The sequence below is a fragment of the Bacillus sp. Je.9.29.b genome (genome assembly GCF_051129925.1).
GTDB classification, from domain to species: domain Bacteria; phylum Bacillota; class Bacilli; order Bacillales; family Bacillaceae; genus Bacillus; species Bacillus safensis.
Map to the genome: position 1 here is coordinate 273,494 of NZ_JBCPSO010000004.1, position 16,353 is coordinate 289,846.

General features: G+C 39.5%; 14 protein-coding genes. 13 read left to right on the forward strand and 1 reads right to left on the reverse strand.

Features of this window, described 5'->3' with window-relative positions:
• The first annotated feature begins 23 nt into the window (after positions 1-23).
• From AAZR19_RS10230 to AAZR19_RS10260, 7 genes are all read left to right on the forward strand, one after another.
• The gene (locus AAZR19_RS10230; RefSeq protein WP_157841466.1) at positions 24-545 is read left to right on the forward strand and encodes a stage II sporulation protein M; all 522 of its coding nucleotides are present in this window, start codon (positions 24-26) and stop codon (positions 543-545) included.
• A gap of 43 nt (positions 546-588) precedes the next feature.
• Positions 589-2,277, forward strand: a complete 1,689-nt coding sequence (locus tag AAZR19_RS10235; RefSeq protein ID WP_041109198.1) for a hypothetical protein — start codon at positions 589-591, stop codon at positions 2,275-2,277.
• Positions 2,278-2,287: 10 nt separating this feature from the next.
• Positions 2,288-3,028: an ABC transporter ATP-binding protein gene (locus AAZR19_RS10240; RefSeq protein WP_041109200.1), complete on the forward strand. Its 741-nt coding sequence runs from the start codon at positions 2,288-2,290 to the stop codon at positions 3,026-3,028.
• A gap of 318 nt (positions 3,029-3,346) precedes the next feature.
• Entirely contained in the window at positions 3,347-4,069 is a 723-nt protein-coding gene (locus AAZR19_RS10245) for a (Fe-S)-binding protein (RefSeq protein WP_041109202.1), read from the forward strand.
• Between the two features lie 15 nt (positions 4,070-4,084).
• Positions 4,085-5,506, forward strand: a complete 1,422-nt coding sequence (locus AAZR19_RS10250; RefSeq protein WP_434703054.1) for a LutB/LldF family L-lactate oxidation iron-sulfur protein — start codon at positions 4,085-4,087, stop codon at positions 5,504-5,506.
• Positions 5,506-6,228 carry a LutC/YkgG family protein gene (locus tag AAZR19_RS10255; protein ID WP_041109206.1) on the forward strand — a complete coding sequence of 241 codons (723 nt, stop codon included), beginning with the start codon at positions 5,506-5,508 and terminating at the stop codon, positions 6,226-6,228. Before AAZR19_RS10250 ends, AAZR19_RS10255 begins: the two co-directional genes overlap by 1 nt.
• A 144-nt stretch (positions 6,229-6,372) precedes the next feature.
• The gene (locus AAZR19_RS10260; RefSeq protein WP_395894639.1) at positions 6,373-7,281 is read left to right on the forward strand and encodes a DMT family transporter; all 909 of its coding nucleotides are present in this window, start codon (positions 6,373-6,375) and stop codon (positions 7,279-7,281) included.
• A gap of 12 nt (positions 7,282-7,293) precedes the next feature.
• Here AAZR19_RS10260 and AAZR19_RS10265 read toward each other — a convergent pair whose 3' ends face one another.
• Entirely contained in the window at positions 7,294-7,485 is a 192-nt protein-coding gene (locus AAZR19_RS10265) for a hypothetical protein (RefSeq protein ID WP_024427071.1), read from the reverse strand.
• 110 nt (positions 7,486-7,595) lie between these two features.
• On the opposite strand from AAZR19_RS10265, the gene AAZR19_RS10270 reads away from it, so the two are divergent.
• The 6 genes from AAZR19_RS10270 to AAZR19_RS10295 all read left to right on the forward strand — a co-directional run bounded on the left by AAZR19_RS10270 (position 7,596) and on the right by AAZR19_RS10295 (position 16,300).
• Positions 7,596-9,812, forward strand: coding sequence for an RNA ligase (locus tag AAZR19_RS10270; protein WP_434703057.1), 2,217 nt, complete (start codon positions 7,596-7,598; stop codon positions 9,810-9,812).
• A gap of 64 nt (positions 9,813-9,876) precedes the next feature.
• Positions 9,877-10,587, forward strand: coding sequence for a DUF421 domain-containing protein (locus AAZR19_RS10275; protein WP_024427073.1), 711 nt, complete (start codon positions 9,877-9,879; stop codon positions 10,585-10,587).
• Between the two features lie 228 nt (positions 10,588-10,815).
• Positions 10,816-11,394, forward strand: coding sequence for a TetR/AcrR family transcriptional regulator (locus AAZR19_RS10280; protein WP_041109214.1), 579 nt, complete (start codon positions 10,816-10,818; stop codon positions 11,392-11,394).
• A 22-nt stretch (positions 11,395-11,416) separates the two neighbouring features.
• The gene (locus AAZR19_RS10285) at positions 11,417-14,560 is read left to right on the forward strand and encodes a bifunctional cytochrome P450/NADPH--P450 reductase (RefSeq protein ID WP_041109216.1); all 3,144 of its coding nucleotides are present in this window, start codon (positions 11,417-11,419) and stop codon (positions 14,558-14,560) included.
• Between the two features lie 193 nt (positions 14,561-14,753).
• The gene (locus AAZR19_RS10290) at positions 14,754-15,662 is read left to right on the forward strand and encodes a trypsin-like serine peptidase (RefSeq protein WP_326349632.1); all 909 of its coding nucleotides are present in this window, start codon (positions 14,754-14,756) and stop codon (positions 15,660-15,662) included.
• A 257-nt stretch (positions 15,663-15,919) separates the two neighbouring features.
• Positions 15,920-16,300 carry a NucA/NucB deoxyribonuclease domain-containing protein gene (locus tag AAZR19_RS10295; RefSeq protein WP_044335941.1) on the forward strand — a complete coding sequence of 127 codons (381 nt, stop codon included), beginning with the start codon at positions 15,920-15,922 and terminating at the stop codon, positions 16,298-16,300.
• Positions 16,301-16,353 lie beyond the last annotated feature (53 nt).

Genomic DNA, 16,353 nt, shown 5'->3' on the forward strand with positions numbered 1-16,353 from the left:
AGAGAAATTTCCGGGTGTTGAAGTTGGCTTTATTAGTTGTTTTTATTAGCTTTTTCGGTACTATATTATTCTTATCGATTAACAATGATATCAACGTGACTACCATTCCCCTTAGTTATTTGGAGGAAGGGGTTAGTGATAGTGAGAATGATGGATTTGCTGTTTGTTTCTCAATTTTTTCGCATAATTTCATTATCTTGCTGCCAGCGTTAATTGGAGTTTTTTCGCTCGGTTTTTTATCAATAATATATGTTTCCTTACAAGGATATTTACTTGGAGTATCCATCTATAGCATCTCTCAAACAATGTCAATTTCAACTGTAATTACATTCACAATATTTCATGGGATTTTTGAGATGATTGCTATAGCTCTAGTCACTGCATTTGCTATAAAACCTGGTGAAATAACGATTGAATCCATTCGTGGAAATCGGAAATTTATACAGAAGCAGGACTTAATAGATATGGTTGTCCTACTTATTATGTATATTATTTTTTTATTCACAGCGTCATTGATTGAGGGAATAATACTCCTAAGTATATGATGTTAGTTTTAAATATCATTTTGATGTTTAGAGGTAGATGGATATGAGAGAAATTTATTTGATTAACAAATATAAATTTAGAAGCATCTTAAACAGATTTTTGTATATCCATAAAAATGGGGGAATGCATAGTGTTTATCTCCCATTTCTTGTAGGAAGTATCATCATCACTGTTACTTTGACTATTATTAATTTTTTTACTTCTTATACAGTTGAATTTATGCTTGAAAATTTAGAACCATTAACTAGAAAAGAGCAAAGTGAATGGGCCTATAGACTATTTTTATTAATAATATTGTTCATTCTGACTAGCAATGTTTATTCTAATGTGTACCGTATGCTAGAACTTAAAGACTTTAAGTTACTATCTTCTATTGTTCCATCTGTTAATAAAATAATACTCAGTAAGTTAATTGGGCGTGAATTATTTAAAAGTTTACTACTATTCGTAATATTCGTGCTCTTTTTCATTCATATAGCCACAAAGCTGAACTTTAGTTTAGCAACTGGGATGTTTTTATTTCTTTTTATAACTCCTATAATATTAATTGTAGCGACGTTAAAAATCTATATAGTGATGAAAATAATTTCGGCTAAAGTAAGTAAAAGAATTGGATTGAATTATAGCCTGTTTCTTTTATTCACAAAAATAATAATAACTATACTCTTTTTTTCTATTCTTTTTCCTTTTATTGAATATATACCTAGTAGCTTGGTGAGGGAAAATTACTTATTAATTTACAACCATTATATTATCCAGTCTTTACTAGTGTTCTTTAACCCATTTCATTTTATAAGTGATGAATGGACAATTCTCTCTATCTCCCTTTTTATAGGGATTTGTATTTGTTGGTTAATGGGTAAATCTTTAAAACATTTAGAAGTCTATACATATATTGTTTTTTTTCAGCGGAATAATTCCAATGTCACTGGAACAGAGATAAGAAACAGTTTATTTAATTTGTATTTGTCCAGATTGTCCATGGTTCTAAAATACCTTAAATTTATTCCAATTTTAACAAGGAAAATTGTTGAAAAAGATTATAAACATTTTCAAAGAATCCAGATGTATAGATTTAATCAAACATTTTTATTAATTATCTTTCAATACATATTGATATTTATACCTTATTATCTTTTAGCCTCCAAAAATATTTCTTTTATAGAGGGAAATCATTTATCGATCTTTGCTATTCTCCATCTTTCAGGAGCCGTCATGGTAATCCATAGACTCTTTAATAGATTTTCGCCTGACTTTGAAGGAAAAAGTTTCGTTTACCTTTTACTTACTCCTGTGAGAGTAGAAGAAATTTGCTTAGCAAAGGTGCTTAGTTTGTTAGGAGTTGCACTGCCTTTTTCAATTATTGTTAGTTCAGCAACCTGTTTAGTATTTGACGTCAATTTCTTATTAATTCTTCCTTTAAATCTATTTACTACGGTTGTTACAATACTAATTGCTCTAGTCTCCAGTATTACCTTCCCGAATTATGAAAGAGAAACCTATCTGGATTTGCCTAGTACAAGGTCCAGTATCATGAGTAAATTTTTGTCGAGTTTGTTTATTATCATTGGGAGTTTAATCATCATGCTCTCCAAAAATTCTTTGTTAACCGTAATATTATTTTCGTCCATGGCATTTATGATTAGCTCAATACTCTTCCATTTGTGCTGTAAAAAATTAACTAATTCGGAATTTAAAAACTTCTCATCTTTAAGTGAATTTAGTGAGTAAGGATGATTATATGTTAAATGTAGTGAATATTTCCAAGTCATATGGCAGTATATCTGCGATAAAAGAAATAAGCTTCCACATACGTTCCGGTGAAATTTTAGGCTTATTGGGTTCAAACGGTGCGGGTAAAACAACAACTTTATCTATATTATCGGGATTAATGAAACCTGACAGCGGATTTGTAAGTTTATATGAGGTTGAGGATCCCAATGAATATAAGTCACAGATTGGCTGTGTATTCGATGACTTAAGTCCATATGATTATTTAACAGGTAGAGAATACGTAACCTTCATGGGTGAATTAAGAGGAGTTCCTTCCAATCAAATTGATCTTTTTATATCCGATCTATCCCAACTACTCTTTCTTGAAAGAAAAATTGATGTCTTAATCAAAACCTATTCAAAAGGTATGCGTCAAAAAATTATATTAATGGGTGCCTTAGTTCATAATCCGGTTCTCTTGATTATGGATGAACCATTTACAGGATTAGATCCAGAAAGCATAAAGGCAATTAAAGATTATTTAAAAGCCTTTACTCATAAAGGAAACTCCATCATCTTCAGTACTCATATACTTGAAGTAGCAGAAAAATTATGTGACAGACTAGTAATAATTGAAAAAGGAAATTGTATTGCCACCGGTAGCTTAGAGGAAATAAGATTGCAAGACAGTCAAATGAATGGAAATACTCTTAGTTTAGAAGAAGTTTTTCATATGTTGACACATTCTTATAGTAATTTTAAAAAGTGATTGGTTTGAAAAATCACATAATAACATTGATTACAATACTAGTAAAAAAGATACATTCTTCATAAAAGGGAACTTAAGGATTTAAAAGCGCTTTTTCATTAACACCTATAATTAATTCCAAAAAATAAACATCAAAAACGCCCTATGAAAAGGGCGTTTTTTTCATTTAGTCACACGAACCATAAGTACAAATTTTAGACAAATCACTTCGTTGAAATTTCAGAAATTTGGGATTAAAATGAAATTAAGGCCTGTTATTTAATCATCAGATGATCAGAATGATGAATCAAAATGCAGCAATAGAAGGGAAGTTCGCCGATGAAAGTCCATTTATTCGTTACTTGTTTAGTTGACACGATGCAGCCAAATGTAGGAAAGGCGACAGTGGAAGTATTGGAAAGACTCGGTGTTGAAGTGGAATTTCCAGAAGCACAAGTGTGCTGCGGACAGCCAGCCTTTAACAGCGGCTATACAAAAGAGACAATCAAAGCAGCGAAGAACATGATCAAAGCCTTTGAATCAGCTGAATATGTTGTGACACCATCAGGTTCGTGCAAGGCGATGTTTTTAGAATATCCTCATCTTTTAAAAGAAGATCGAGTGTGGTCGGCCAAGGCTGAGGCACTTGCCGCAAAAACATATGAATTAACAGAGTTTATTGTTGATATATTACACGTGACAGATGTAGGGGCAAGCCTGAAAGGAAACGCAGCCTATCACACCTCTTGTCATATGACGAGACTGCTGCGTATTAAGGAGGCGCCTTTTACGCTGTTGTCAAATGTCAAAGATTTGACGATGAAACCATTGCCCCGCGCAGAAAATTGCTGCGGATTTGGAGGAACCTTTTCAGTGAAAATGACTCCTATTTCTGAGCAGATGGTTGACGAAAAAGTACAAAGCATAGAGGAGACAGGCGCTGACTATATCATTGGTGCTGACTGCGGCTGCCTGCTGAATATTGGCGGGAGGCTGAACCGTCTTGATAAACCCATCCAGGTGATGCACATCGCAGAAGTATTAAACAGCCGCGGACTTTAAGAGGGGGAACGGCACATGAGTATGAAAATTGGAGAAAAGGCCTTTAAAGAACGAATCGGGGAAGGTTTAGAAGACGCTGTTATGAGAGGTGCTGTTTCCTCAGCACAGGAACGCCTGTATAAAAGGCGGCTGACTGCAAGCGAGGAGCTTGGCAATTGGGAAAAGTGGCGTGAGCTTGGTGAGGAAATCCGGCAGCATACGCTGACGCATCTTGATGACTACTTATATCAATTAAGTGAAAGTGTAAGTGCACGCGGAGGTCATGTCTTTTTTGCGAAAACAAAGGAAGAGGCATCAGCATATATTCAAGAGGTGGCACAGAAAAAAGCAGCCAAAAAGGTTGTCAAATCAAAATCAATGGTCACAGAAGAAATCGAGATGAATCAAGCGCTTGAAGAGATCGGCTGTGAGGTGGTAGAAAGCGATCTTGGTGAATATATTCTGCAAGTGGATGACCATGAACCGCCTTCACATATTGTGGCACCTGCTCTTCATATGACGAAAGAGCAAATCCGGGAAGTATTTCATGAGAAGCTAGGGTATGAGATGTCAGAAACACCTGAAGATATGACGAGTTTTGTGAGAGCCATCTTACGTGAAAAATTCTTCGAAGCTGATATTGGTGTGACCGGCTGTAATTTTGCAGTGGCCAACACAGGATCCATCTGCCTTGTGACAAATGAAGGGAATGCGGATCTTGTCACGGCTATACCGAAGACAAATATTGCCGTTATGGGAATGGAGCGGCTTGTCCCAACGATGGAGGAACTGGATGTCCTTGTGGGTCTTTTGTGCAGAAGCGCAGTCGGCCAGAAATTAACTAGTTATATTTCTGTTGTGGGACCAAAAGGAGAAGGTGAAGTGGATGGACCAGAAGAATTCCACTTGATCATTGTGGACAATGGGCGGTCAAATATATTAGGAACCGCCTTTCAGCCTGTTCTCCAATGTATCCGGTGCGCAGCCTGCATCAATGTCTGCCCCGTTTATCGGCATGTTGGTGGACATTCGTACGGTTCAATTTATCCAGGACCAATCGGAGCTGTTCTTTCGCCTCTTCTTGGCGGCTATGATGACTATCAAGAACTCCCCTTTGCATCAAGTTTGTGCGCAGCCTGCACGGATGCTTGTCCAGTGAAGATTCCACTTCATGAGTTATTGATTAAACATAGACAGGTGATCGTTGAAAAAGAGGGGAGAGCGCCTAAAGCTGAAATGATGGCGATGAAAATGTTTGGCATGGGGGCATCGACTCCTGGGGTGTATCAATTTGGAACAAAAGCAGCCCCTGTGCTGATGAATCGGATGGCTTCAAACGGACAAATTTCAAAAGGAATAGGCCCTTTAAAGAATTGGACAGATATTCGTGATCTGCCAGCTCCAAATAAAGTAAGATTCAGGGATTGGTTTAAAAAGAGACAAAAGGAGGAGCAGTGATGAAGGGGACCATTTCTCACCGAGAGTCGTTTTTATCTCATATCCAGCATCAATTAGGTAAAAACTCTTGCCCATCTGCATCTATTCAACGGCCGGCATGGAAGCATCAAGTCCAGTGGGAAACAAACGGAAGTTTGTCTAAAGATGAATTAGTCGAGCAATTGAAAAAGCAATGTCAGCAAATTCATACAAGAGTAGTCGAAACAACACCGGAGAAAGCGCCCTCGGTATTACGATTGTTGATGACAGAATATGGTGAGGGTGCTGTGATGACATCGCGTGATCATCGCTTTGAACAATATGGTTTCCGCTCTATGTTTGACCGTTTGCAACAAGAAGGGATTTCCATCGCCTGCTGGAATACAGATGTATCAAGAGAAGAAAACATAAGGCAGGCAGAACAAGCGAAATATGCAGTTGTGTTCAGTGATTATACCCTTGCAGAATCAGGTACAGTTGTCCTTTCATCCCACCAAGGTCAAGGGAGAGCGCTGCATTTTTTGCCGATGATGTATATCGTGTGTATAGAGAAAAGCTCGATTGTTCCGCGAATGATTCAGGCTGTTTCGGATCTTAATCGCTCAGTAGAAGAGGGGGAGCAGGCGAAAGGTGCCATCCATTTTATATCAGGTCCAAGTAATTCTGCCGATATTGAAATGAATTTAGTGGTAGGGGTTCATGGTCCAGTTCAGGCCGTTTATCTGTTAATAGATGATGAATGAAGGCTTTCGTAATGAAAGCTTTCTTCATCCAATAAGCTGACGCCAGTTTTAAAAAATCATCTTGCCACTAGGTGAATGGACATAGTAAGATGACGACATATAAGATGAACTGCTCATCTACTGCTGATGTAAAGGAAGCTGCTAATGGAAATGAAGACAACTGCTCAAACGAAATCAATTGCACTGCCACTTGTCATTTCAATTATTGCTATTTCGTTTTCTGCAATCATTGTGAAATGGTCAAATGCACCTGCTGCTATTTTAAGTATGTATCGAATGATCTTTGCGGCGGCTCTCATGCTGCCATTTATCTTGCCAAGAAAAAAAGAATTTCTCTCAATAAAACGCAGAGACTGGTTTTTCTTATGTATGTCAGGATTCTTTTTAGGCCTCCATTTTGTGCTGTGGTTTGGCTCCCTGAAGCTGACGACAGTGGCAAGCTCTACCATTATTATCGCTCTACAACCGATGGTGTCCTTATTAGGCGGATTCCTTATTTTCCGTGAACGAACGACGATGTCTGCTCTATTGACGATGTGTGCAGCGATTGTTGGAGCCCTCATGATAGGCTGGGGAGATATTGGTCATAGTAAGGAAGCCATTTTAGGAGATATTTTATCTTTTTTGAGTGTGATCGCTGTTGTTTGTTATTTGTTAATAGGCCAACAGGCTGTAAGAAAAATATCTCATTGGATTTATAGTTTTTGTGTATTTGGCTTTGCCGGTCTTTTTTTAATTTTATTCAATCTGATTCAGCAAACCCCTTTTATAGGCTATCCGGGTAAAGAGTGGGGAATCTTTTTATTGCTCGCCATTATTCCCACGATGTCTCATGTCATTAATAATTGGCTATTAACCTATGTGAATGCGACAACCATTTCAATGAGTATTCTAGGTGAACCTGTTGGGGCAACGATCCTTGCTGTATGGCTGCTTGGAGAGAAAGTCACGCTGCTTCAAATGCTTGGCGGTCTGCTTGTTCTTTTAGGCGTCTTTTTCTTTTTGATGCAGCAGCGTCAAGGTATCGTGATGAAAACAAAAAAATCCGGTTAGCTTCCGGATTTTTTACTCTTTTAAATCGTTTTTTTCAATTACTTTGTTTAATCTTGCCTCGATTTTTTTCAATTCCATTCGTTTTCTTCTGATCATGCGAAACGCGATGACAATGATTGTCACAATAAAGGCAATGAATAGAAGAGAGAACACTTGAAATAGAAGATCTCCCATGTTGAATGCCATATTCTTTCCATTAGACATACGTAAAACCTCCTTTTCTGCCTATATATTACCATAATCAATAAAAGATTGAGATTTATCCATAATTTATCTATAATAGGTAAAATATCACTCATTAAAGGAGAACCAATATGAGAACTTTAGTCCTTTTACGAGGTCTCCCAGGCGTAGGTAAATCAACATGGATCAAAGAACAAGGCTTAGAGCCTTACACTTTATCAGCGGATCAAATCCGGCTGTTAACTCAGCCGCCGCAGCTATCAGTCAATGGGAAACTAGACATTTCAAGCAAGCATGACCACAAAGTTTGGTCTTTATTATTCGATCTACTCACAGCCCGTATGGAGCGCGGAGACTTTACTGTGATTGATGCGACACATATTTCAAGTAAATCGATTTCTCAATATAAGTCTTTAGCGACATCTTATCGTTACAGGGTGTATGTCGTCGATTTCACGCAGGTACCCCTTGAAACAGCTCTTTTGCAAAATCGCTCACGTGATTCTCACAAAGTGGTGCGGGAATCTGTTTTGTATCAAATGAACGAACGGTTAAAAACAGAAAAGGTCCCATCATGGGTGACTGTTTTGCAGCCGGAGGATTATCCGCAAGTGATGACTTATCAGCCTCGATCCTTTGATCAATATGAGGCCATTCATGTTTTCGGAGATATTCACGGTTGTTACACCGCACTTACCACCTATTTGCAAGGAGACATCAAAGAAAACGAACTTTATATTTTTGCAGGTGACTTGCTTGATAGAGGAATAGAAAACAAAGAAGTATTAGAATGGATGCTCGCCCATAGAGAATGCCGGAATGTCATCGTCATTGAAGGCAATCATGATCAGCATTTATACCGGTTTGCACATGGTGAAAAAGTTAGAAGCAATATGTTTAATCGTCATACTATGCCTGAAATCGAAGCAGCAAACTTTGATTTGAAGGAAGTACGAAAGTTTGTTAGAACCTTTCATCAGCTGACTTATTTTACGTACCATGATCAGACATTTCTTGTTACACATGGCGGGCTCGCTCATTTGCCAGAAGAACTTCTGCATGTCTCAACACAGCAGCTCATTCACGGCGTAGGAGAATATTCAGATGATATTGATCACTTATTTGTTCAAAATACAGCTGGGCTGGATATCATCCAAATTCACGGGCATCGCAATTTATACAGACTGCCCATTCACGCAGCGGAAAGATCTTATAACCTAGAAGGTCAGGTTGAATTTGGGGGGCAGCTGCGGGTGTTGAAAATCACAGCTGACGGGATTGAGACTCATGAAATAGACAATCCAGTCTACAGAGCGTCTGAGAAAAAACAATCGGCTGCTGTTCAGCCAGATATTTCACTGGATGATTTTTTAGCTCATTTAGATCAGCATGAATATGTACAGGAATTAAAACTTCCGCACCATATTTCATCTTTTAATTTTACGAAAAAGGCCTTTAGTGAACGGCACTGGGATGATGTGAATGTGAAGGCAAGAGGTTTGTTTGTCAATATGGTTTCTAAGCAGATTGTGTCTAGAAGCTACAATAAATTTTTTAACATTGATGAGCGTCCGGAGACAAGAATGCAGCATTTAGTGAACCATCTTCAATTCCCTGTCACCGTATATGATAAAGCAAATGGATATTTAGGAACTGTTGGGTATAACGAAATGGAAGATGAATTGGTGTTTACGTCCAAATCGTATACATCACATGTGAAACAAAATCAGCATGCTTCCTGGGTCGAAGAGCTATTTGATAAGACCTTCAGTGACGTGCAGGCTGACTACATCAAATCATACGTCCGTGACCACCATGTATCTCTGGTGTTTGAAGTCATTTTGCCAGAAAAAGATCCGCATATTATCACATATGAACAAGATCAACTCATTTTACTCGATATAGTGAAGCGGCAGTTAAGCTACGAAAAAGCACCATTCGCTGAAGTGAAAAGATTAAGTGAACAGCTTGGAATATCCAGCAAGCAGGAAGTGGCTGTTTTCCATGATTGGACGTCTTTTTATAAATGGTATCAAGCGGTCTCTCATGATGACACAATTAAAGAAGAGGGATATGTCATTGAGGACGCTCGCGGCTTTATGATCAAACTCAAGCTCCCTTATTATCAATTCTGGAAGCAGATGCGCGGGATGAAGCAGCGTGTTGCAGAGAAGCGTTCCTCGCAAAAATATATGCAGGCTTTGCAGACAGCGGAGCAAGCTAGATTTTATACATGGCTTCTTGAGCAAGAAGCAGATCATGTGAGGAATAGCTCAATTATTGAACTGCGATCACAATTTGAACAAAGCGGTACTGCCCAATTGAATAATGATGAAATAAATGCATAGTCTAACAAAGAGTCTTTTCTAAGGAAAAGGCTTTTTTTGATGCAATTGAAAGGTGGACACTTGCATGCCTGACCATATTGAAGTCATTCTTCGGACGATGTTTGCTTTTGCGATTTTATTTGGAGGAGCACGTCTTTTAGGGAAACAAACCATTGCGCAAATGAATATTTTTGATTTTATAGCAGCCATCAGCTTAGGTTCAATTGCAGCGAACCTGGCGTTTAATACAACGCTCCCGCTTCAGCACACAACGATTTCCTTTGTGTCACTTGTCATGATTATTTATGTGATTTCCCTGCTTGCATTAAGAAGCCGGAAGATGAGAGGGTTGATGGCGGGTAAACCAACACTTGTCATACAAAATGGAAAAATTCTTGAAGGAAATATGAAAGGGATGAGATATACCCTTGATTATTTAAATCAGCAGCTGAGAGAAAAAGACATCTTTGATATTAGCGAAGTTGAATTTGCAATGATTGAAACAGATGGGCATATGTCAGTGAAAAAATACCCTTCGTTTGAAAAAGTCACGCGGAAGGACCTTCATTTATTCATGGAGGCAGAGCGTTACATGCCGATTGAAGTCATCATGGACGGGAAACTCATCCAAAAGAACATACAAGAAAATCAATTAACAGAGCAATGGATAGAAGAAGAGCTTAAAAAAAGGCAGCTGTCCTTAAAGGACATTGTTTATGCTGTCCGTTCAAGTAATGGAAGCTTATATATTGATACATATGACGACCATATTCATTCCCCAATCGATCAGGAATGAATGTGTAGTGCTGATGACACCTGCATGACACACATTTGACAATCTTTATAAGTCCTTTGGATGTCATGTGACTAGGTATCATTTCTCAATTATTATTATTTTCAGAAAATGTAGTGACGGAGTAAAATAAGTATGTTTAAGTATAAATAGATGAAATTAAAATATTAATATAATATGCCACAAGCGGAATGAACGTTCATTCCTATATTTTTATAAGGAGGGGATGAAATGCCAGCAGTGACAGATAAACAAGAACAGATCATGAAGGCTTCGCTGGAACTATTTATTGAACGAGGCTTTGATGGCACCACAATGCCGATGATTTCAAAAAGAGCAAACGTCGGAGCGGGCACCATTTACCGTTATTTTGACAGCAAGGAGGCACTCGTCAATATTTTGTACCAGCGCAGCCTCTCAGCATTTATCGAAAAAATGAACACAAACAGTCCAGATCCAAAGTTAAGTATTCGGGCGTACTTTAAGCATGTATTTTATTGCTTGGTTTTGTTTACAAAGGAGAATCCAAGCGGGCTGTATTTCTTAGAGATAGATAAACGGTCTCATTACTTAGACGAGACGAGCAAAGAGAAAATGCAGCATTTGTTACATGAGCTATTCCTTATCTTTGAAGAAGGGAAAAAGGATGGGATTCACCCAAACCTCTCAGGCAGAACCATTTTATCTATTGTATTTGGTGCTTTTGTGCAGCTGCATAAACAAATTCTTGCAGAAGAAATAGAGCCAACGATTGAATTTTTGGAGGAAATTGAGCAATGTTTATGGCGCGCCATCAGCGTTGCATCTTAAAAGAAATAAAGGGAGTGGGCATATGAAGCAAACATCAATCATTCCAAAACCAAAAACATACGGACCTTTTAAAAATATTCCCCATATAAAAAAAGGAGAGCTTGCTCAAACCTTTTGGCGGCTGGCAGATGAATTAGGACCGATCTTTCAGTTTGAATTTTCAAATGCAACAAGTATTTTTGTTTCCAGCCATGAACTTGTCAAAGAAGTATGTGACGAGAGCCGTTTTGATAAATATATTGGTACTAGTCTGAGTAAAGTTAGAGCATTTTCAGGAGATGGACTATTTACAAGCTGGACAGAAGAACCGAACTGGAGAAAGGCTCATCAAATTTTGATGCCTGCATTCAGCCAGCAGGCCATGAAAGGCTATCATGAAATGATGCTCGATATTGCCACACAGCTTGTGCAAAAATGGCAAAGAACAGGCCGTGATGAAGAAATTGAAGTAGCTGAGGATATGACAAAGCTGACTTTAGATACAATAGGCCTTTGCGGTTTTGATTTTCGCTTTAACAGCTTTTATAAAGAAAATCAGCATCCGTTCATCGACAGCATGCTGAAAGGCTTAAATGAAGCAATGGAGCAGTCCAGCCGATTGCCAATTGCAGATAAACTGATGATCAAAAGAAGAAAAGAATTTGACCAGCATGTCGATTTTATGAAGCAATTAGTAGATGACATTATTCAGGAACGAAGAAAACAAGATAAAACGGGCGATGATTTACTGTCTCTTATGCTGCATGCAGAGGATCCTGAAACAGGTGAACGTTTATCCGATGAAAATATCCGTTATCAAATCATCACCTTCTTAATTGCAGGACACGAAACAACAAGCGGGCTACTATCATTTGCGATTTATTTCTTACTAAAGAATCCAGAGAAATTAAAGAAAGCCGTCCAGGAAGCAGATGAGGTGCTGCAGGGCGGGCTTCCGGCATTTAAACAGGTGCAAAAGCTAAGCTACACTCGTATGGTGTTAAATGAAGCTCTCCGCCTCTGGCCAACAGCGCCTACGTTCTCTCTTTATGCGAAAGAGGACACAGTAATCGGGGGGAAATATCCGATTCAAAAGAATCAAAGTGTCTCTGTTCTGCTCCCTAAACTACATCGTGATCAAGCGGTATGGGGCGAGGATGCTGAAGAATTTAAACCAGAGCGGTTTACGCATCCTGAGAAAATCCCGCAACATGCCTACAAACCTTTTGGGAATGGACAGCGAGCATGTATCGGTATGCAGTTCGCCCTGCATGAAGCTACGATGGTTCTCGCGATGGTCCTGCACAATTTAGAGTTAATTGATCACACATCTTATGAGCTTGATTTAAAAGAATCTCTCACAATTAAACCTAACGATTTTAAAATCAAAGTGCGGCCAAGGAAGCAGCAATTCTTTATGGCTCCACCGAAGGAAGAACCGAAGAAAAGCACTAAATCTAGTGAATCAAAAGTGGCGAGTCACGGTACACCACTGTTAGTTTTATATGGCTCAAACCTTGGCACAGCAAAGCAAATAGCGAACGAATTGGCTGAAGACGGGAAAGCAAAAGGGTTTGATGTGACCACTGCGCCGCTTGATGACTTTACACGCCAATTGCCAGATACAGGTGCTGTCCTCATCGTGACCGCTTCATACAACGGACATCCACCTGACAATGCGAAGCAATTCGTGGATTGGCTGGCGCAGGATGAGGAGCAGGATTTATCAAACGTGATATTTGCGGTCTTTGGATGCGGAGATCGAAATTGGTCGAGTACGTACCAGCGGATCCCCCGTCTGATTGATGAAGCTCTAGAAAGAAAAGGAGCCAAACGTGTAGCTGATTTAGGAGAAGGTGATGCAGGCGGTGATATGGATGAGGATAAAGAAATCTTCCAGAAAACAGTCTTCGAACAGCTTGCAAAAGAATTTAAGCTCACCTTCCAAGAAAAGGGGAAGGAAAAACCAAACCTATCAGTTTCTTATACGAATGAGCTAGTGGAACGTCCTGTAGCTAAAATATATGATGCCTTTTCAGCTGTTGTATTGAAAAATGAAGAATTACAATCAGAAACAAGCACGCGGCAGACAAGACATATTGAACTGAAATTGCCTGCTGACAAAGCATACAAAGAAGGGGATCATATCGGGATTGTGCCGAAAAATAGTGATGCACTCGTTCAACGTGTGACCCGCCGCTTTAAACTAGATCCAGAGCAGCGCATTAAGCTTTCATCTGATAAAGAGGCAAGTCATTTACCATTAGATCAGCCGATTCCAATCAAAGAATTACTCGCCTCGCATGTTGAGCTTCAAGAGCCTGCGACACGTACACAGCTAAGAGAGCTTGCAGCACATACGGTATGTCCGCCTCACCGCGTGGAACTTGAACAAATGGCTGGTGAAGCATATCAAGAAGCCATCTTAAAGAAACGAGTAACCATGCTGGATTTATTAGATCAATATGAAGCGTGTGAGCTGCCGTTTGTGCACTTTTTGGCGCTTTTACCAGGTTTGAAGCCACGTTATTATTCGATTTCTAGCTCGCCAAAGGTAGATGAAGAAAAAGTCAGTATCACAGTGGCAGTTGTCAAAGGTATAGCATGGAGCGGCAGCGGAGAATATGCCGGAGTCGCATCAACCTATTTATGTGGTCTGAAAGAAGGGGAAGAAGTAGCCTGCTTCCTGCATGAAGCGCAAGACGGATTCCAGCTGCCCCCTTCCTCAGACATACCGATGATTATGATTGGACCAGGTACAGGAATCGCTCCATTTAGAGGATTTGTTCAGGCAAGAGAAGTGTGGCAGAAGGAAGGGAAGCAGCTAGGCGAAGCCCACCTATATTTTGGCTGCCGTCACCCTCAGGAAGATGATCTGTATTTTGATGAAATGCAGCTTGCAGCGCAAAACGGAGTTGTCCATATCCATCGAGCTTATTCTCGTTACGATGAGCAAAAAGTATATGTCCAGCATTTGTTGAAAGAAGACGGCGGCATGCTGATCGAATTGCTTGATCAAGGTGCTTACCTGTACGTGTGCGGAGACGGAAAAGTCATGGCTCCAGATGTAGAGGCTACACTGATCGATCTCTATCAAAACGAGAAACAATGCTCGAAGGAAACAGCTGAAAATTGGCTGAAAGCCCTCGCAAATGACAATAGATATGTAAAAGATGTGTGGAGCTGACAAAGAGGAAAGACCGCCTATTAGGCGGTTTTTTCTGTTCTCATAGAAAGAGATCGATAGAATGAAGGTTGGGAAGATACAAAACACCTAATTTGGAAATGAAATATTTTGTAAAAAATAAGAATATTCTCTCATTTACTCCAATATGAAACAATCGTATGATTTTTGATATAGGACATAAAGGAGGAATATAATGAAAAAGGTGAAAATGTTACTCCCTTCTCTTCTCGTTTTTGGTGCTTTAAGTGTGCCTAGTTTTGCCCTTGCCGCATCGGATTCAGTACTAACGTCTGATTATGACATGGTGACTTCTGATGGTAAAGTGATTTCTTCAAGTGATTTCCACAATGATACGAAAGCCCCCTCATCCTTTGACAAAGTGGATGATCTTTCTTCTACTGTTGGCGAAAAAGTAAAACCACTATCAAAATATTTAAAAGATTTTCAAACGAAAGTCGTCATTGGAGACGATGGTAGAACCAAAGTAGCAAATACAAGAGTGGCACCATACAATTCGATTGCTTATATTACATTTGGCGGCTCAAGCTGTACGGGAACACTCATTGCTCCTAACAAAATTTTGACAAACGGACACTGTGTGTACAATACGGCATCGAGAAGCTATAGTGAGAAAGGGACTGTATATCCTGGTATGAATGATAGTACTGCGGTGAACGGTTCAGCAAAAATGACTGAGTTCTATGTGCCAAGCGGATATATTAATACTGGTGCAAGCCAATATGACTTTGCCGTGATCAAAACCGATACGAACATTGGCAATACGGTCGGCTACCGATCCATCCGCCAGGTGACAAACTTGACTGGGACAACCATTAAAATCTCAGGATATCCTGGTGATAAAATGAGATCGACTGGCAAGGTGTCACAGTGGGAGATGTCGGGTCCTGTGACGAGAGAAGATACGAATCTAGCGTACTATACGATTGATACATTCAGCGGAAATTCAGGTTCTGCCATGCTGGATCAGAACCAGCAAATCGTTGGAGTTCATAACGCTGGGTATTCAAACGGAACGATAAATGGCGGGCCGAAAGCGACAGCTGCCTTTGTTGATTTTATAAACTATGCGAAAGCGCAATAAAAATAGAGCTTGTTTCCTTCATAGGGGACAAGCTTTTTTGTATGAATCGATTTGATAGGATTCATATTTCTAACCTGAGAGATTTGAGATTGAGAGCCTCCTCATTTTTTTCTCATGGCATCTGCGCACCACTCATACATTAAAATGACACATTTCCTTTAAGTCAAGATGATGCTTAAGATGGATGAGGAGGTCACGCGCTTTTGAAGATGAAAAGAGGCTGGATCGCTGCTGTCGCCTTATGTTTTGTGATATGGATGGGCACGTTGTTAGGTGGATTTGGAGAGAAGCAGGCAGCAAAAGGGGCTGATCGATATGATCATGTCGTTCAATTTCCAAAGGAAAGGTACCCTGAAACAGGCAGTCATATTCAAGAAGCCATTCGAAAAGGGCATTCAGATGTGTGTACCATTGACCGAAATGGAGCAGATGCCCGCAGGCAAGAATCATTAAAAGGAATTCCGACAAAACCTGGCTTTGACCGGGATGAATGGCCAATGGCGGTTTGTCTTGAGGGAGGAAAAGGCGCAAGCGTACAATATGTCAGTCCATCTGATAATAGGGGAGCAGGCTCATGGGTCGGGCACCAAATCAGCGGGTTTCCTGATGGGAAAAGAATATTATTCATTGTGAAATAAATCGGAAAGAGTCTCCCTAGAGTGGGGGCTCTTTTGTTTATCATCAGAGCCTA